The organism is Stenotrophobium rhamnosiphilum, from assembly GCF_003052265.1.
Lineage (GTDB): Bacteria > Pseudomonadota > Gammaproteobacteria > Nevskiales > Nevskiaceae > Stenotrophobium > Stenotrophobium rhamnosiphilum.
Genome location: NZ_QANS01000001.1, coordinates 136,677 through 153,165, shown reverse-complemented (window position 1 = coordinate 153,165; position 16,489 = coordinate 136,677). Strand labels below are relative to the sequence as shown.

Sequence of the window (16,489 nt, the reverse complement as noted above, 5' to 3'; positions counted from 1 at the left end):
TCTCATGCATTCCACCTCCGCATTGACCCAAATGGGCTTCGGCCACTTGCTGCAAAACGCAGATCTGATCGCTTTGATCGTTCTGGCGCTGTTGCTGCTGATGTCCGTTGCGAGCTGGTACTACATCATCACCAAAAGCATCCGCGCTTATGGGGTGAAAGCTGAAGCCGACCGCGTCGTGCAAGCTTTCTGGGATGCTCCTTCACTGCGCGAAGGCGTGGCATTGCTTGAGAAAGAATCTCCAACCGAACCCTTCTCCAAGATTGCACTCGACGCCGCCAACGCAGCGATCCAACATGATCGTCACTCTGGTGGTCGTCTCGGCGCCAGCATGAGCCGTGGCGAATTCGTGGTGCGCGCACTCACGCAGTCGGTGAATCGCGAAAACGCCCGCCTTGAAGTGGGTCTCACGGTTCTTGCCACCACCGGCAACACCGCACCTTTCGTTGGTTTGTTCGGCACGGTGTGGGGCATTTACCACGCGCTGATCAAAATCGGCATGACCGGCGAAGCCTCACTCGACGCCGTTGCTGGCCCAGTTGGTGAAGCACTGATCATGACCGCGATTGGTCTGGCCGTTGCCGTTCCTGCAGTACTTGGTTACAACTTCCTCGTACGTAACAACCGCGTCATCGCTGGCAAGTTCGACAGCTTTGCGCATGACCTTGAGCAGTTCTTTGAAATCGGTGCGGGCGCCGCAGCCGAAGAGACGGAGAAACGCTAATGGCGTTCAGCGCTGGCGGAGGCCAGAACAACAACCAGCCCATGTCGGAGATCAACGTCACGCCGTTGGTCGACGTGATGCTGGTGCTGCTGATCATCTTCATGATCACGGCACCGCTGATGACGCACAAGATTCCTATCGACCTGCCGCAAGCATCGACGGTGAAGAATCCAGAAGAGCCCAACATCATCACGCTGGCGCTCACTGCTGACGGCAATCTGTACTGGAACGATATCGCCATCAGCAAGGAAGATTGGAAAGCCCGTATCGAGCAAGCCGCGACGCAAAAGCCGCAGCCTGAATTGCAGCTCCGCGCCGACAAGATCACGCAGTACCAAGTACTGGCCGAGATCATGGCCGACGCGCAAAACGCTGGCATCAACAAGATGGGCTTTATCACCACGCCCGTTAAAGGCAAAAAGTAAACATACGTAAAACTAAGCACAGTTAAAGGGCGGCCCTAGGGTCGCCTTTTTTTATGGGGGATTTATAAGCCTCAGTCGCGGTAAAGTGCCGCAGTGAATAGCGAAACAAATACTGCACCAGCGCATATTTCAAACGAGCCAGAAAGCACGGCTGCACCGCATTGGGCCGCATATTTTTTATCGCGCGTCTGGCCTTACATCGTCGCCATCAGCGCCGTAGTCGTCAGCACCGCCCTCTCCAATGCACTGGATATCTGGCTGAGCGTCGGCAGTCTTACGCTGATTTATCTCACCGGCGTGTTAATCGTGGCGATGCGACTCGGCCTTGGCCCTTCGCTGTTATGTGGCGTGCTCAGCTACGCGGCTTACTCGTATAGCTTCTCGCTGCCGCTGCACACTTTCCATCTCGCCAGCTCGCAAGATTGGTTAGACCTCGGCGCATTCATGGTCGCAGCGATGATCACGGGCACGCTGGCTTCGCAGGTGCGCAGTCAACTCAGCGTCATTCAAGAAACCGCGCGACAGAATCATCAGCTCTACGATTTCACTCGCGGCATCGCCAGCGCCATCAATCGCGAAAAATTGGCTGAGCTAGTTTGCCAACACGTTTCTGCAACACTGAATTGCAACACCATCATGCTGTTCGCAAACAGCGCAGATCATCTCGAAAGCTCGGCTAGCTCTGCACTCTCAAAGGCCGACGCTCAAGCAGCAAAACACTGCTTCACCAACCGCGACATCATCCGTGCAGAGAGTGGCTGGAGCTTTGTACCGCTCGCGGGCAGTAAACAAACCCTCGGTGTGTTGGGCATCAAACTGTCGACGCCACGTGCCACGCTCAGCCAAAATCTCACTTATTTGTTGCTGGCGATGCGCGACCAAGCCGTGATCGCCTTGGAGCGCATCAACCTCGCTGCGCACATGGAACAAGCGCAACTGCTCAAAGAAACTGAGCGCTTGCGTGAAGCCTTGTTGTCGTCGGTCTCACATGACCTGCGCACACCACTCGCCAGCATCATCGGTGCTGCGACAACATTGCGTGATCTCGGCAGCGAGCTGCGCGACAGTCAGCGACATGATCTGCTCGACACCGTCATCGACGAATCCAGCCGCCTCAATCGCTTTGTACAAAACCTGTTGGATATGACGCGCATCGGCTACGGCGCACTCAAACCGCGTGCAGCGTGGGTAGACTTGCGTGAGATTGTCGGTCCCGCGATTCGCTCACTAAGCAATGCTTATCCCGAGCATCGCGTCACGCTCGATATCAGCGATGCGCTGCCGCAAGTCTGGACCGACGCCGTGCTGCTTGAACGCGTGTTCTTCAATCTGCTCGACAACGCCGCCAAGTACGCACCCGCCAGCAAACCCATCACGCTCACCATCCGCGCCGAAGCGCGGCAAGCCCCAGGTCAAGCAATTATTACGATTGAAGATCACGGCCCCGGCATTCCGCCCGCCCAGCGCGAACAGGTCTTCGACATGTTCCATCGCGTGCAGCGCGGCGACACCTCGCCCGCTGGCACCGGCATGGGCTTGGCAATTTGTCGTGGTCTGATGTTGGCACTTGGTGGCAATATCGTTGTCCAAGCAGGCGCCACCACGGGCACCCGCATGATTCTTACCCTACCGCTCACAGCCGCAGAGTCCGTATGAAATCCTCCCAAATCCGCATTCTCATCGTCGACGACGAAGCCCAGATCCGCCGCTTTCTGCGCATTGCGCTGGAAACGCAGGGGTATGAAGTCATTGAAGCCGCCAGTGGCCGCGAAGGCCTGAGCCAGTTCGCTCAGCACCCGCCGCAACTTGTCCTGCTGGATCTCGGCCTGCCGGATCTCGACGGCAAACAAGTGCTGAAAGATCTGCGCTCACGCAGCAATGTGCCGGTCATGATTTTGTCGGTGCGTGAAGACGAGGATGAAAAAGTCGCCGCACTTGATGCAGGCGCTAACGACTACGTCGCCAAACCTTTTGGCGCTGCCGAACTCTCCGCCCGCATCCGCGCCGTACTGCGCGCGCACAACGGCCATCAAGCTTCGCAGCCCGTACTACGCTGCGGCGATCTCACCATCGACGTCAGCCGCCGCGAAGTCACCGCCGCCGGCAAAGCCGTAAAGCTATCGAAGAAAGAATTCGAAATCCTGCACCTACTCACCCACAACGCCGGACGCGTGCTCACGCACAGCTACATCCTGCATACCCTGTGGGGCCCAGAACACGAACACGACACGCAATACCTGCGCGTCTACGTCGGCCAGCTTCGTGCCAAACTCAACGACGATCCGGCCAAGCCGCATTACATCGCCAATGAACCAGGCGTGGGCTATCGCATGTTGGATCACGCGGTTTAACAACTAAGCTCCAAGGAAATCCATCGTGGCCAAAGAAGAGTTCATGCATCTGCAGCACAGCGAATCGGTTGTTGCGCAAATGGCTGCAACAATCTTTTCTGGCCTCATCCAGAAGCAAGAGTTGGGCGCAGCAAACGAAGATGCACTCGTAGAGAAATCAGTCGCCATTGCCATCAAGCTCGCCAAACGCACGGATGAGCTGGTTAAAAGCGATGAAGAGTGGGTGAAGAAAGAATCAGGCTCATCGTTCTTAGCGGGTTGAAGATTCGACCCGCCCCTACTGAATGAAAGAATTCGGCAGCTACGACTACATCATCGTCGGCGGTGGCACGGCCGGCTGCGCACTGGCCAATCGACTATCGCAGGACCCGGATGTTTCGGTGTTGTTGCTCGAAGCAGGCGGCAAGGACAACTGGATCTGGATCCACATTCCAGTCGGCTACCTTTATTGCATCGGCAATCCGCGCACCGACTGGTGTTATCGCACCGAGGCTGAACAGGGCTTGGGTGGGCGTTCGATTCTCTACGCACGCGGTCGCGTGCTCGGCGGCAGCTCATCCATCAACGCGATGATCTACATGCGCGGCCAGACGCGCGACTACGATGAGTGGGCGCAACTCAGTGGCGACGATTCATGGCGCTGGGATCAGGTACTGCCGCTGTTCAAGCGCAGCGAAGATCACTGGCGTGGCGGTGACGACTTTCATGGCAGTGGCGGCGAACTGCGCGTTGAACAACAGCGATTGCGCTGGGACATCCTTGATCGCTTTGCCGACGCCGCAGAGCAGGCCGGCATTCCACGCACTGCGGATTTCAATACAGGCGACAACAACGGCTCTGGAAAATTTGAAGTCACTCAGCGGCGCGGCGTCCGCTGGAATGCCGTCAAAGCCTTTCTACGACCCGCGCTGAAACGCCCCAATTTGCGCATCGTCACCGGCGCGCTGATTGACCAACTGAGTTTTAACGGCACGCGCGTCAGTGGCGTGAAATTTTCACTGGGCGGTGAGACCTTCCAAGCGTCGGCACGCATCGAAACGGTATTGGCCGCCGGTTCAATCGGCTCTCCAGCAATTTTGCAGCGCTCCGGAATTGGTAACGCAGATCAACTCGCAACGCTCGGCATCCCACTACGCAGCGATCTGCCCGGCGTCGGCGCCAACCTGCAAGACCATTTGCAGCTGCGCTCGATTTACCAAATTGAAGGCATTCGCTCACTGAATCAGCTGGCCAACAGTCGCTTCGGCCAAATGCGGATGGGACTGGAATATCTTTACCGTCGTCGCGGGCCGCTGAGCATGGCGCCCAGTCAGCTCGGCGCTTTCACCCGATCGGATCCGACGCAAACGACGCCGAATCTTGAATATCACGTGCAACCGTTGTCGCTCGACAAATTCGGCGATCCGCTGCATCGCTTCCCGGCATTCACCGCGAGTGTCTGTGCACTGCGACCAACATCGCGAGGCAGCGCCACGATCGTTTCGCGCGAAGCCGCCGATGCACCGCAGATTGCGCCGCGCTATCTCTCCACCGATGTAGACCGCAAGATCGCAGCCGACGCACTGCGCCTGACACGACACATCGTCAGCATGCCCGCGCTAGCGCCATATAAGCCGAAGGAATATCTGCCCGGCCCGCACTACGACAGTGATGAAGCGTTAGCTGTCGCAGCTGGCCTTGTCGGCACCACGATTTTTCATCCGGTTGGCACCTGCAAGATGGGCCGCGCAGATGATGCCAGCGCCGTCGTCGACACGCGCTTGCGTGTACGCGGTGTCCAAGGCCTGCGTGTTGCCGACGCCTCAATCATGCCGACCATCACCTCCGGCAATACCAATGCGCCAACGCTGATGATCGCCGAGAAGGCAGCGCAGATGATTCGCGAAGACAGGCTCGCAAACACCAACTAGCCAAAATAAAAAACCGCGCAGATGCGCGGTTTTTTTATTTGAAGCGATGAATTCTTAGAAGGGAATATCGTCATCTTCAAAACCATGATCAGGCGGAGCCGACTGCTGCGGAGGAGCTGACGACTGCGGGCGTGATGACGAACCGCCGCGTGAGTAACCACCGCCGCCGCCATTGCCGCTTGGTGCAGCGCCGCCGCCATCCATGCTGCCGGTGCCGCCGCCTGGGCGACCATCCAACATCTGCATGTCGTTAACAATGATTTCGGTGGTGAAGCGATCCTTGCCGGTGTCTTTGTCCTGCCACTTGCGCGTGCGCAGTGAGCCTTCGACATACACCTTGCTACCTTTCTTCAGGTACTGCGCAGCAATTTCCGCCAGCTTACGACGGAAAACTACGTTGTGCCATTCGGTGTGTTCTTTCTTTTCACCAGAAGCTTTGTCGGTCCATGACTCGCTGGTCGCAATCGTGGCATTGGCTACGGCATCTCCATTTGGGAAATAACGCGTCTCCAGATCTTTGCCGAGGTTGCCAATCAAAATGACTTTATTTACGCCGCGTGCCATTGCCTCTTCTCCTTACTAGAGCATTTTCAAGTCAGCTGTTTGTAGCTGACGATTCGAAAAATGCGACAAACAAATAAAATTGAGCGTTTTCACTCCCGCTCAATATAAGAAACGCTCAATTTTCAATTTGTGCAGGAAGCGATGATTGCATCCCGTATGCGATGACGAGCCAGATTACCGGCAGGGCTGCTGCGACGGCAAGCACAGCGGCAGCGCCGTGGTGCGCCAGCGTCCAACCGCCTAATGCGCCGCCCAGCGGCTGACCCAGAAACTGTGCGGTGGCGTAAACGCCAAGAGCCGCGCCCTTTTGATCTGGCGGGGCCTGTCTCGAAACCCGCGAAGGCAGCAGCCCTTCTAGCAGGTTAAAAGCGAGGAAAAACAGTGCGAGGCCACCGATCAAGCCAACGGGGCCAGACCAGTTTCCAGCGATAAACAAGCCGAGACCCAAGGTAATGATCGCGCCCAACATCAGCTCGCGTGCCGATCCGCGATCTGCTTGACGCATCAGCGGCAAAGCAAAAATCAGCGTACCGACCAACACCGGCAAGTAAATCTTCCAATGCTGCGGCGCGGGCCAGCCAAACTGCTGTTCGATCAGCGAAGGCACCGCCATGAATACGCAAGGCACGATGGCATGCAGAATCATGATGCCGCCATTCAGGCGCAACAGTTCTTTGTCTTGAAACGCCCCGCCAAAACCACCGGCGCGATTCGTCCGCGTGGCCGTGACCTCGGGATTGGGAGCGGCCCACCAAATTAGCGGCAGCGACAACAGCGCCAACACCGCCGTCATCTGGAAAATACCCGGCACGCCAATCAGGCCATCTGCAACCGGCCCAAGGATCAGCGCCAATACAAAGGCAAAGCCCATGCCCGCGCCCATCACCGCCATCGCGGTGGTACGAACCTCGACACGGGTTACATCTGAGAGCAGTGCGGTTACAGCGGATGAAATTGCGCCCGCGCCCTGAAGCGCACGGCCCAAAGCAATGATTTCAATGCGATCCGACAAACCCGCCACGAGGCTGCCGACTGCGAAAACCGTCATGCCGATGGCAATCACCGGGCGACGACCAATGCGGTCAGACAAACGACCCAGCGGAATTTGGAATAAAGCCTGCGTTAAGCCTGAAACGGTCAGGGCAAAGGCGATGGTTTGTGGGCTTGGGTGTCCGGAAAGATCGTGCGCATAGAGCTCGAACACCGGCAAGATCATGAAGACGCCCAGCATTCGCAACGCGTAGATCGCGCCGAGAGTTAGGGTTGCACGCCATTCCAGGGAGTTCATCAGTATTTTGCGTTCTATAAGGTGCCGGCAACGATTCTGCGCGGTCTGGTCGGTTGGTATGGGTATTGCCCTATGGCTTGCGTATAGTAGTCGATTCGTTTGTTTTAATGGCGTCGAGAATGGATAAGATCAGCATCCGCGGTGCGCGTACGCACAACCTCAAGAACATCTCGCTGGACTTGCCGCGCGACAAGCTCATTGTGATCACCGGCCTCTCGGGCTCAGGCAAATCCTCCCTCGCCTTTGACACCCTCTACGCTGAGGGCCAGCGCCGCTACGTGGAGTCGCTGTCTGCCTACGCACGCCAGTTCTTGAGCATGATGCAGAAGCCCGATGTGGACAGCATCGAAGGCCTCTCGCCCGCCATCTCGATTGAGCAAAAATCAACCAGTCACAACCCGCGCTCAACCGTTGGCACCGTCACCGAGATTTACGATTATTTGCGTTTGCTGTTCGCCCGCGTCGGCACGCCGCGCTGCCCGGATCATGACGTCACGCTGGAAGCGCAGTCCGTCAGCCAGATGGTCGATCAGGTCATGGCGCTGCCCGAGAACAGCGCGTGGATGCTGCTCGCACCCGTCGTACGCGGTCGCAAAGGTGAACATGCTGAATGGTTTGATCAGATGCGCGCACAGGGTTTTGTGCGTGCACGCGTCAACGGCAAAGTTTATGAGCTGGACGAAGTGCCAGAACTCAACCGCAAGCTCAAACACGATATCGAAATCGTGGTTGATCGCTTCAAGGTTCGCGCCGATGTGAAACAACGCCTCACAGAATCTTTCGAAACCGCACTGCGTTTGTCCGATGGCCTCGCCATCGTCGTGCCGCATGGCGCAGGCGACGAAACTTTCACCTTCTCCTCACGTATGTCCTGCCCACATTGCGGCTACTCGTTAGAAGAACTCGAACCGCGTCTGTTCTCGTTCAACAATCCAACCGGCGCTTGCCCCAAGTGCGATGGCCTTGGCGCAATGCAGGTGTTTGCAGAAGATCGCGTTGTTGCGCATCCAGAACTCTCGCTCTCCGCAGGCGCAATCCGCGGCTGGGACAAACGCAATCCTTACTACTGGCACTTCGTCAGCTCACTCGCCAAGCACTACAAGTTTGATCCGGATGAGCCGTTTGAAACGCTGTCAGAAAAAACACGTCAAGTTCTTCTGTACGGCAGCGGCGAAAACAAACTGCCGTTTGATTATCCAGATGAGCACGGCAAGATCAGCACGCGTTCACATAAGTTCGAAGGCATCATTCCCAATCTCGAACGTCGCTATCGCGAAACTGAATCTGATGCGGTGCGCGAAGAACTGTCGAAATATCTCGCAAACCAATCTTGCCCCGAGTGCAAAGGCGAACGTTTGAATCGCGCCGCACGCAATGTGTTTGTGGCGGGTCGCAATCTGCCATCGCTGACACAGCAATCCGTACGCGAGTCCGAAGCCTTCTTTAAACAAATGAAGTTGCCCGGGCACAAGCAAGAAATCGCAGAAAAGATCATCAAGGAAATCGGCGCACGTCTGGGCTTCTTGAATAACGTCGGCCTCGATTACCTCACGCTCGCACGCAGCGCCGAAACTTTGTCCGGTGGTGAATCGCAGCGTATTCGTCTCGCTTCACAAATTGGCGCGGGCTTGGTCGGCGTGATGTATGTGCTCGACGAGCCGAGCATCGGCCTTCATCAGCGCGATAACGAACGCCTTCTTGAAACCTTGTTCCGCCTGCGCGATCTCGGCAACACCGTGATTGTGGTGGAGCATGACGAAGATGCCATTCGCAGCGCTGACTACGTCATCGACATCGGCCCCGGCGCTGGCGTGCACGGCGGCCGCATCGTTGCACAAGGCACGCCAAAGCAAATTGAAAGCGCACCAGAATCTGTCACGGGTCATTACCTCTCAGGCGCAACCAAAATCGAAGTGCCAAAAATCCGCACCCCGCGTCAGCCCGGTAAAGATGTGATCTTGCGCGGCGCACGCGGCAACAATCTCAAGCGCGTCACCGCTGAGATTCCTTGCGGCCTCATCACTTGCGTGACCGGCGTCTCTGGCTCCGGCAAATCAACGCTGATCAACGACACGCTTTACGGCTACGCTGCACGCATGCTCAACGGCGCTGGCACGCAACACGCGGCTTGCGATTCGATTGAAGGCCTCGATCATCTCGATAAAGTCATCGACATCGATCAATCGCCGATTGGCCGCACACCGCGCAGCAACCCGGCAACGTACACCGGTTTGTTCACACCGATTCGCGAATTGTTCGCAGGCGTTCCTGAAGCACGCGCACGTGGCTATGAAGCCGGACGTTTCAGCTTCAACGTTAAAGGCGGCCGCTGCGAAACCTGCGAAGGCGATGGCGTGATCAAGGTAGAGATGCACTTTCTGCCTGACGTCTACGTCACCTGCGACACCTGCAAAGGCAAACGCTACAACCGCGAGACGCTGGAAATTCGCTACAAAGGCAAGAGCATCAACGAAGTGCTTAACCTCACGGTTGAAGACGGCCTCGAATTCTTCAAAGCCGTGCCTGCACTGCGTCGCAAACTAGAAACGCTGATGGACGTTGGCCTGAGCTACATCACACTCGGCCAGAACGCGACCACACTCTCTGGCGGCGAAGCACAGCGCATCAAACTCGCCAAAGAACTCAGCCGACGCGATACCGGCCAAACGCTCTACATCCTCGACGAACCCACCACCGGCCTGCACTTCCACGACGTTGCGCAGTTGCTCAAAGTGCTGGAGCGTCTGCGTGATCACGGCAACACCGTCGTTATCATCGAACACAATCTCGATGTGATTAAACGCGCCGACTGGATCATCGATCTTGGCCCTGAAGGCGGTAATGGTGGCGGCGAAATTGTTGCAGCAGGAACGCCAGAAGAAGTTGCGAAGGTGAAGCGCTCGCATACGGCGCGCTTCCTCAAGCCACTCTTGAAAGCATAGTAGGGTGAGTTAGGCCGCAAGCCGTAACCCACCAATAGCGCAAACGGTGGGTTACGCGATGAAGCCGCTAACCCACCCTACGTTGCAGCAATCACGATGAATGCCCACATTACAAATACGATCAAGCTTGCCGAGTTTTCTTCGGTCGTGTTCTTCGTTGGCGCAGGCATGTCCGCAGAGTCCGGCGTGCCCACCTACCGCGGCGCAGGCGGCATCTGGACGCAGTATCGTTATCAAGACTTTGCCTGCCAGCGCGCTTTCGATGCAGATCCGCAAGGCGTGCTGGATTTTCACGAAGTCCGTCGCGAAGCGGTGCTGACCTGCAAACCACACGCAGGTCATTACGCTCTAGCCAAATTGCAGGCCGCGCATCCACGCCTGCATGTCATCACCCAAAACATCGACGGCATGCTGCAACGCGCAGGCGTCCACGTCGACGCTGAGTTGCACGGTTCACTCTGGAGAATGCGGTGCGCGAAACACGGCATTCGAGAAGATGCCGCTACAGGGCAATTCAGTACGCGTCGTTGTCCGGACTGCGATGCATGGCTTCGTCCCGATATCACTTGGTTTGAAGACGCCGTTAATGAAGATGTTTTCACCAAGGCCGGAGAATTGATTGCAACTGCAGAGTTGTTTATCTCCGTAGGCACTTCAGCCGCAGTTTATCCGGCCGCCAATTTCATCCCGCTAGCCCGCCGCGCCGGTGCACGCATGATTGAAATTAATCCTGAACGCACTGAAGCGTCGACGCTGTTCGAGCGCTGCTATGCGTTGCCTGCAAGCGAAGCGCTGACGACATTGTTCGTCTAACGCGCGAACCTCACCGTAGGGTGGGTTAGGCCGCAGGCCGTAACCCACCGATGGCGCAAACGGTGGGTTACGCGATGAAGCCGCTAACCCACCCTACAACTGCAGGCCATCCATGGCCCGGCGTTCGCAGGCTCCGCGAGCAGTGCTCGCGAAGCGAGCCTGCTCACCCCCCTCTTTGGGCTGCTTGCAGAAGCCGTTGATTCCGCTAATGTAGAAGCCAGTAATGAGCCTCATCAGAAGGCCCATACGCGGTATTGCATTAACTTGGGAGTGACCATGACGGGCAATCAAAGTCTGACAATAGAGCAGGCTCTGCAACTGCATAAAAAATTCCTGCAGGATATTTTGCAGGATGTCTTAAAAGTTCTTGAGGCAGGAGAGCCTGGCACGGCTCGCGTGATCGAGGGCCTCAACAAGTACTGGGACGCGAACCAGCAACACCGCGAAGCGCGACGCAAAGTACAAGAAGTAATTGCTGGCACATCACATAAACAAGACGCCGAGCGAATGGGGCGACCTTTTCTGTTGATGCTGCGCGCCGAGCTGCTAGCCAGTAACGCGCAAAACATTGACGCGCTCTCACAAGAAATCTACGACTCAGCGCTCGAGATTTCATTGGTGGAAGCAACGTCAGGAGAACGCGACGTAGCTCGTCGCGAAAAAGTTATCGCACGTATCCAAGCGGCAACCACATAACCGAACCATCTCGTAGGGCGGGAGCATCCCGCCTTCCGCGTTTGCAATCAGCAGCCTAAAAGATGGCGGGATACTCCCGCCCTACGCTGTTACTCAGGCCATAACCACGCTGCCCCACGCACGCCGCTGCTATCACCATGCATTGCCGGCACCAGCTTGGTGGTAATGATGTCGGAGAAAATCCACTCATCCCATAGCGCTGGGACATAGCGATAAAGTCTCTGCACGCGCGACACACCGCCGCCGAGCACGACGACTTCGGGATCCAGCACGTTGATGATTTGTGCGAGTGATCGTGACAGTCGATCTTCATAACGTGAGAGCGTTGCGCTACAACGTTCATCACCCGCCTCTGCACGCGCAACAATTTCCTCGCCGGAAATTTTCTCTTGCGTGACTCGCGCATGATCTTCCGCAAGGCCAACGCCCGAGAGCCATGTCTCGATACAACTCTGTTTTCCACACCAGCATTGAGTGCCGGTCGCCTCATTGACTTCAGGTCGTGGCCACGGCAAAGGGTTGTGACTCCACTCACCCGCAATTCCATTGGCGCCCATCAGCAACTCGCCATTGATAACAACGCCACCGCCAACACCCGTGCCGAGAATCACCGCGAACACACTACGCGCGCCTGCAGCGGCGCCATCGCTGGCTTCCGAGAGCGCCAGACAATTCGCATCATTCGTCATGCGGATGCCGCGACCTAGCAGCGCTTCAAGATCACGCTGAAGTGGTTTGCCGTTAAGGCAGACGGAATTCGAATTTCGCATCAAGCCATTCACTGGCGACACAGAACCCGGATGCCCAAGCCCCACTCTCAAATCTTTTTGTCCCACCAACTCTTCGAGACGATGAACAAGCGTAACGACTGCCGCGACCGTACCCGTGTAATCACCTTGCGGCGTATTGACGCGCACGCGCTGCAGAATCTCAGAGCCCGGGCCCATGACAATGCCTTCTATCTTGGTGCCGCCTAGGTCAATCCCAATTCTCATTAAGCAGACTTCCTCTTTGCCCGATATCGCCATACCCACACCATCGTGATCAAGCTGCCCACGGTGGCGAGAAACATATCTTTGTGTGCATCCCAAACATCGCCTTGCGTGCCCAGATACGCTTGACCGAGATCACCACCAAAAAATTCCGCAGCGGCCCACTCAAATAATTCAAACGTCATCGACGCTGCAGCAACAATCGACACCGGCACCCACCAACGTGCGCGTCCATTAATCTCTTTGCCTTGGTCCAACATTTCTTGAATCGGCACAAACAATAAAAATCCAAACAGGAAGTGCACAACGCGATCAAACATATTGCGTTCAAATCCAAACGTGGCATCCACTGAAAAACCACCGAGCATCTGCGCCCACTGTTCGTACGGCACTTCGGAATAGGTGTAATGCGCACCCACCTCATGCAAGCTGCCAAACAAAAATAGCAACACATAAGACAGCGTCGACAATGGCGCGCGGCGATGACGCACGATCAACCAAGCGCAAACCAGCAGGGCCAGAGCGTTCTCCAGCAACCAGTCATGACGATCCAAGGGCTGCAAAGCCAACAGCACCCATTCGATAGCAAAAAGCACCGTGAGCACTAATGGCCAGCGACTCTTGGTCGCATGGGAATCCAGCGTTGTATTCATAAGCTTCAATTCCGTCTGGTATTAGTCGAAGAATATAACCGTAGGGTGCGCTGTGCGCACGCGGTTCTTCATGGCGCGAGAACGCGTGCGCACAGCGCACCCTACACTTCAGTGATCGCATGCTGAAGCGGTAAACTCTACAAATGATTTCCGAACCAACGACCACTGCTGTTGATCCCGATGTCACGCCCATTTCGGCGTTGCCGTCGGCGGCGCTGCAAAACTTGTTGCAGCCTTATGGCTTGCAGATTGCAGATGTTGCAGATGGCGCCGAAATTCCCGGTAGCTATTGGGGTGAACGTGAAGCCGGTTTGATTGGCAATATTCTTTACCTGCGTGCCGACACTCCCGTGCATTCAGCCCTGCATGAAGCTTGTCACTTTATTTGCATGGACGAAGCCCGCCGCACGGCGCTGCATACGGATGCCAAAGGTGATGACATCGAAGAAGTTGGTGTGTGCTATCTGCAAGCACTGCTCGCTATGCGCCTTGATGGCTTCTCACAAGCGCAGCTGTTCACCGATATGGATGCCTGGGGCTACACCTTTCTACTCGGTAGCGCACAAGCATGGTTTGAGCGCGATGCAGAAGATGGCCGCGCTTGGCTGTTGCGCCATGGCCTGATCGATAACAACGACGCGCCACAAGTCGTCACACGCCCCGGTTAACGTCCTCAGCATCCGCATTTCATATCCGCGCGTACAAATCATGAGTGCACAGCCCCATCATGCAGACGTGATGGCGTAGATTGCACTGGTGATTTACCTGCGGAGTTTGTCCATGAGATTTTCTTCCTTTGCATTGGCACGTCGTGCTCGCCTTCTTCTGATTGCTTCGGCAGTTTCACTATCTGCCTGCGGTATCTCACAAGCCGCCACACTTCCCGTTGCAGAACCCACGACTGACGCAGCGCTTTCTGCGACATCCGGCAAGGCCAGCATCGTGCTTTCAGGCGGTTGCTTCTGGGGCGTGGAGGCTGTGTATCGCCATGTGAATGGCGTGATCAGCGCCACCTCGGGTTACGCCGGCGGCAGCGCCGCAAATGCACGCTATGACAAGGTCAGCGATGGAGATACCGGCCACGCCGAATCCGTACAAGTGGTTTATGACCCCGCGAAGATTTCACTCGGACAATTGCTACGCGTGTTCTTCTCAGTGGCGCACGATCCCACACAACTCAATCGCCAAGGCCCAGACACCGGCACGCAATATCGTTCAGCGATTTGGTTTAGCGATCCTGATCAACAACGCATTGCAGCGGCGTATATCCAACAACTCAATACCGCCAAAACATTTCGCACACCCATCGTCACGCAGCTGAGTCCACTGACCAAGTTTTATACAGCAGAGGATTATCACCAGAACTACGTGCGGCTCCATCCTTACGAGCCTTACATCGTGATGCATGACCGGCCTAAGGTTGCGAATTTGAAGGAGCAGTTTCCGAAGCTTTACGTCGAAGTTCGGTGAAACAAAAAACACCGCGTGATTCTTCATCACGCGGTGTTCATTACTGAAATAAAGATGCTAAGGAAGGCTAGTGCCAACCAAAGCGAACAGTCCAGTCTGCACCCAAGGATCGGAAGAACCGTACAGTACTCCGCAGCTATTGGTCTTTGTACGAGTCGCGGCAACATGGGTCGAAACCGTTACATTAACTGAAGCACTTTGCCCGATTTGCTCAGCTCCGAGATACGCCAATCTTCCATATACAGTCATCAACTGCAGATCGACAAGACTAACGGCACTGACAACGCTTGCTGGGAGATTGACGCGCATTGCGGGCGAGAGAACCAGATAGCTGAATGGATAACCCGGGAAATAACCACCACTCTCGAGTTGAAAACCGGTCATGTGAATGCCGTATGTCACGCCATCAGAACCCTTGCCCGAAGCTACAAATTGCTGAAAGAGCGAATAGGGAGGACTCCCCGTTAATTCCGTCTGCGCACAATCAAGCGAAATGGCGACTGCCTTGCTGGCCCCTGGAGCCACGTATATAGCCGGTTGCGAAATCTTCTGTAGCCCCAACTGCACCAGCAGAGAATTAGCAGCAGTCAGGTTTGGCAATGGCAGCACAAGAATGCTCTGATCCGCCAACTGTGCGGCGCCAATCACCATTCCTGAATTGGGATAACCACCGGCCTGCACCACACCTGTCGCACCTAATGTCGCCAACATCAAACCTGCACGCAGCATTAACTTAAGCATATCGACTCCTCCCTTTTATATTTATGCCTTGATGCTATCCCTCCGCTCACAAAACGTCCAAATTTTTATAGCCTCGCCCCTCGAAAAACAGACAACTTTCATAAAAAAAGCCGCGCAATCTGCTGATTGCGCGGCTTTTTTACAAACCGAAAACTTACTTAGCCGACTTAGCCTGATTCGCCACAGCCTCAGCAGCTTTCTTCGCAGCCTCTGGATCACCGAGGTAGCGGAAGTTTTTCACTGACAGGTTGTCGTGCAGTTCAAACAACAAAGGAATGCCGGTCGGAATGTTGAGTTCAACAATCTGATCGTTAGCGATGTTGTTGAGGTACTTGTACAGCGCGCGCAGTGAGTTGCCGTGTGCTGTTACCAAAACGGTTTGACCTGCTTTGAGCTGCGGGGCAATTGCGTCGTGCCAGTAAGGCAACACGCGGTCGAGTGTGGTTGCGAGTGACTCGGTGCCCGGCAATGCCGTTGCATCGAGCTTGCTGTAACGACGATCAAAGCGTGGGTGGCCGCCGTCGTTCTCATCCATTGTCGGAGGTGGAATGTCATACGAACGACGCCACACTTTGACCTGCGCTTCGCCGTACTTGGCGGTGGTTTCGGATTTATCGAGACCTTGCAGTGCGCCGTAGTGACGCTCATTCAAACGCCAGCTCTTGTTCACCGGAATCCACAGCTGATCCATTTCGGCCAGTGCGGTGTGCTGCGTGTTGATGGCGCGCTTGAGAACGGAGGTGTGGGCCACATCAAACATCAGGCCTTCATCGCGCATCAGCTTGCCGGCGTTCTGCGCTTCAGCGCGGCCCTGCTCGGTGATATCCACATCCACCCAACCGGTGAAACGGTTGTCGAGATTCCACTGGCTCTGGCCATGGCGCAGCAGCACGAGTTTTTTGGTCATACCTGTTCTTCCC

The 16,489-nt window shown here is 56.0% G+C and carries 17 protein-coding genes; 11 read left to right on the top strand and 6 right to left on the bottom strand.

Annotation, left to right across the window (positions count from 1 at the left end; translation table 11 throughout):
• The first annotated feature begins 4 nt into the window (after positions 1–4).
• From CJD38_RS00750 to CJD38_RS00725, 6 genes are all read left to right on the top strand, one after another.
• Complete coding sequence (locus tag CJD38_RS00750; protein ID WP_107938395.1) at positions 5–724, top strand: MotA/TolQ/ExbB proton channel family protein; 720 nt, start codon at positions 5–7, stop codon at positions 722–724.
• Positions 724–1,149: an ExbD/TolR family protein gene (locus CJD38_RS00745; RefSeq protein WP_107938394.1), complete on the top strand. Its 426-nt coding sequence runs from the start codon at positions 724–726 to the stop codon at positions 1,147–1,149. The genes CJD38_RS00750 and CJD38_RS00745 overlap by 1 nt, the downstream gene beginning before the upstream one ends.
• A gap of 93 nt (positions 1,150–1,242) precedes the next feature.
• Entirely contained in the window at positions 1,243–2,805 is a 1,563-nt protein-coding gene (locus CJD38_RS00740; RefSeq protein ID WP_107938393.1) for an ATP-binding protein, read from the top strand.
• Positions 2,802–3,500: a response regulator gene (locus CJD38_RS00735; RefSeq protein ID WP_107938392.1), complete on the top strand. Its 699-nt coding sequence runs from the start codon at positions 2,802–2,804 to the stop codon at positions 3,498–3,500. The genes CJD38_RS00740 and CJD38_RS00735 overlap by 4 nt, the downstream gene beginning before the upstream one ends.
• A 25-nt stretch (positions 3,501–3,525) precedes the next feature.
• A complete protein-coding gene (locus CJD38_RS00730; RefSeq protein WP_107938391.1) occupies positions 3,526–3,762 on the top strand; it encodes a hypothetical protein in 237 nt (78 codons plus the stop codon).
• A 22-nt stretch (positions 3,763–3,784) separates the two neighbouring features.
• A complete protein-coding gene (locus CJD38_RS00725; protein ID WP_107938390.1) occupies positions 3,785–5,410 on the top strand; it encodes a GMC family oxidoreductase in 1,626 nt (541 codons plus the stop codon).
• A gap of 54 nt (positions 5,411–5,464) precedes the next feature.
• Here the strand turns inward: CJD38_RS00725 and ssb are convergent, their stop codons facing one another.
• Positions 5,465–5,974 (bottom strand): single-stranded DNA-binding protein, encoded by a 510-nt coding sequence (gene ssb, locus CJD38_RS00720; RefSeq protein ID WP_107938389.1) that lies wholly within the window; start codon positions 5,972–5,974, stop codon positions 5,465–5,467.
• A 115-nt stretch (positions 5,975–6,089) separates the two neighbouring features.
• Positions 6,090–7,262, bottom strand: a complete 1,173-nt coding sequence (locus CJD38_RS00715) for an MFS transporter (protein WP_107938388.1) — start codon at positions 7,260–7,262, stop codon at positions 6,090–6,092.
• Between the two features lie 119 nt (positions 7,263–7,381).
• Here CJD38_RS00715 and uvrA point away from each other — a divergent pair, with 119 nt between their 5' ends.
• The 3 genes from uvrA (at position 7,382) to CJD38_RS00700 (ending at position 11,713) form a co-directional block, all read left to right on the top strand.
• The gene (uvrA, locus tag CJD38_RS00710; protein ID WP_107938387.1) at positions 7,382–10,204 is read left to right on the top strand and encodes an excinuclease ABC subunit UvrA; all 2,823 of its coding nucleotides are present in this window, start codon (positions 7,382–7,384) and stop codon (positions 10,202–10,204) included.
• 96 nt (positions 10,205–10,300) lie between these two features.
• Complete coding sequence (locus CJD38_RS00705; RefSeq protein ID WP_240625560.1) at positions 10,301–11,017, top strand: SIR2 family NAD-dependent protein deacylase; 717 nt, start codon at positions 10,301–10,303, stop codon at positions 11,015–11,017.
• Between the two features lie 276 nt (positions 11,018–11,293).
• A complete protein-coding gene (locus CJD38_RS00700) occupies positions 11,294–11,713 on the top strand; it encodes a hypothetical protein (protein ID WP_107938386.1) in 420 nt (139 codons plus the stop codon).
• 89 nt (positions 11,714–11,802) lie between these two features.
• On the opposite strand, the gene CJD38_RS00695 is transcribed toward CJD38_RS00700, so the two are convergent.
• Positions 11,803–12,708, bottom strand: a complete 906-nt coding sequence (locus tag CJD38_RS00695; protein ID WP_107938385.1) for an ROK family protein — start codon at positions 12,706–12,708, stop codon at positions 11,803–11,805.
• Positions 12,708–13,358, bottom strand: coding sequence for a DUF2238 domain-containing protein (locus tag CJD38_RS00690; RefSeq protein WP_107938384.1), 651 nt, complete (start codon positions 13,356–13,358; stop codon positions 12,708–12,710). The genes CJD38_RS00695 and CJD38_RS00690 overlap by 1 nt, the downstream gene beginning before the upstream one ends.
• Before the next feature lie 143 nt (positions 13,359–13,501).
• On the opposite strand from CJD38_RS00690, the gene CJD38_RS00685 reads away from it, so the two are divergent.
• The gene (locus CJD38_RS00685) at positions 13,502–14,026 is read left to right on the top strand and encodes a hypothetical protein (RefSeq protein WP_240625558.1); all 525 of its coding nucleotides are present in this window, start codon (positions 13,502–13,504) and stop codon (positions 14,024–14,026) included.
• A 112-nt stretch (positions 14,027–14,138) separates the two neighbouring features.
• The gene (gene msrA / locus CJD38_RS00680; RefSeq protein ID WP_107938383.1) at positions 14,139–14,828 is read left to right on the top strand and encodes a peptide-methionine (S)-S-oxide reductase MsrA; all 690 of its coding nucleotides are present in this window, start codon (positions 14,139–14,141) and stop codon (positions 14,826–14,828) included.
• Positions 14,829–14,885: 57 nt separating this feature from the next.
• Here msrA and CJD38_RS00675 read toward each other — a convergent pair whose 3' ends face one another.
• Together CJD38_RS00675 and gpmA are read right to left on the bottom strand one after the other, a co-directional pair.
• Positions 14,886–15,569 carry a hypothetical protein gene (locus CJD38_RS00675; RefSeq protein ID WP_107938382.1) on the bottom strand — a complete coding sequence of 228 codons (684 nt, stop codon included), beginning with the start codon at positions 15,567–15,569 and terminating at the stop codon, positions 14,886–14,888.
• 154 nt (positions 15,570–15,723) lie between these two features.
• Positions 15,724–16,476, bottom strand: a complete 753-nt coding sequence (gene gpmA / locus CJD38_RS00670; protein ID WP_107938381.1) for a 2,3-diphosphoglycerate-dependent phosphoglycerate mutase — start codon at positions 16,474–16,476, stop codon at positions 15,724–15,726.
• Positions 16,477–16,489: the final 13 nt, after the last annotated feature.

What these genes read in the sequence shown, in the direction of transcription:
- CJD38_RS00725 (WP_107938390.1), top strand. Translation starts at nt 3,785, where the DNA reads ATGAAAGAATTCGGCAGCTACGACTACATCATCGTCGGCGGTGGCACG.
- uvrA (WP_107938387.1), top strand. Translation starts at nt 7,382, where the DNA reads ATGGATAAGATCAGCATCCGCGGTGCGCGTACGCACAACCTCAAGAAC.
- CJD38_RS00675 (WP_107938382.1), bottom strand. Translation starts at nt 15,569, where the DNA reads ATGCTTAAGTTAATGCTGCGTGCAGGTTTGATGTTGGCGACATTAGGT.
- CJD38_RS00715 (WP_107938388.1), bottom strand. Translation starts at nt 7,262, where the DNA reads ATGAACTCCCTGGAATGGCGTGCAACCCTAACTCTCGGCGCGATCTAC.
- CJD38_RS00685 (WP_240625558.1), top strand. Translation starts at nt 13,502, where the DNA reads ATGATTTCCGAACCAACGACCACTGCTGTTGATCCCGATGTCACGCCC.
- CJD38_RS00735 (WP_107938392.1), top strand. Translation starts at nt 2,802, where the DNA reads ATGAAATCCTCCCAAATCCGCATTCTCATCGTCGACGACGAAGCCCAG.
- msrA (WP_107938383.1), top strand. Translation starts at nt 14,139, where the DNA reads ATGAGATTTTCTTCCTTTGCATTGGCACGTCGTGCTCGCCTTCTTCTG.
- CJD38_RS00750 (WP_107938395.1), top strand. Translation starts at nt 5, where the DNA reads ATGCATTCCACCTCCGCATTGACCCAAATGGGCTTCGGCCACTTGCTG.
- CJD38_RS00745 (WP_107938394.1), top strand. Translation starts at nt 724, where the DNA reads ATGGCGTTCAGCGCTGGCGGAGGCCAGAACAACAACCAGCCCATGTCG.
- gpmA (WP_107938381.1), bottom strand. Translation starts at nt 16,476, where the DNA reads ATGACCAAAAAACTCGTGCTGCTGCGCCATGGCCAGAGCCAGTGGAAT.
- CJD38_RS00690 (WP_107938384.1), bottom strand. Translation starts at nt 13,358, where the DNA reads ATGAATACAACGCTGGATTCCCATGCGACCAAGAGTCGCTGGCCATTA.
- CJD38_RS00705 (WP_240625560.1), top strand. Translation starts at nt 10,301, where the DNA reads ATGAATGCCCACATTACAAATACGATCAAGCTTGCCGAGTTTTCTTCG.
- ssb (WP_107938389.1), bottom strand. Translation starts at nt 5,974, where the DNA reads ATGGCACGCGGCGTAAATAAAGTCATTTTGATTGGCAACCTCGGCAAA.
- CJD38_RS00700 (WP_107938386.1), top strand. Translation starts at nt 11,294, where the DNA reads ATGACGGGCAATCAAAGTCTGACAATAGAGCAGGCTCTGCAACTGCAT.
- CJD38_RS00695 (WP_107938385.1), bottom strand. Translation starts at nt 12,708, where the DNA reads ATGAGAATTGGGATTGACCTAGGCGGCACCAAGATAGAAGGCATTGTC.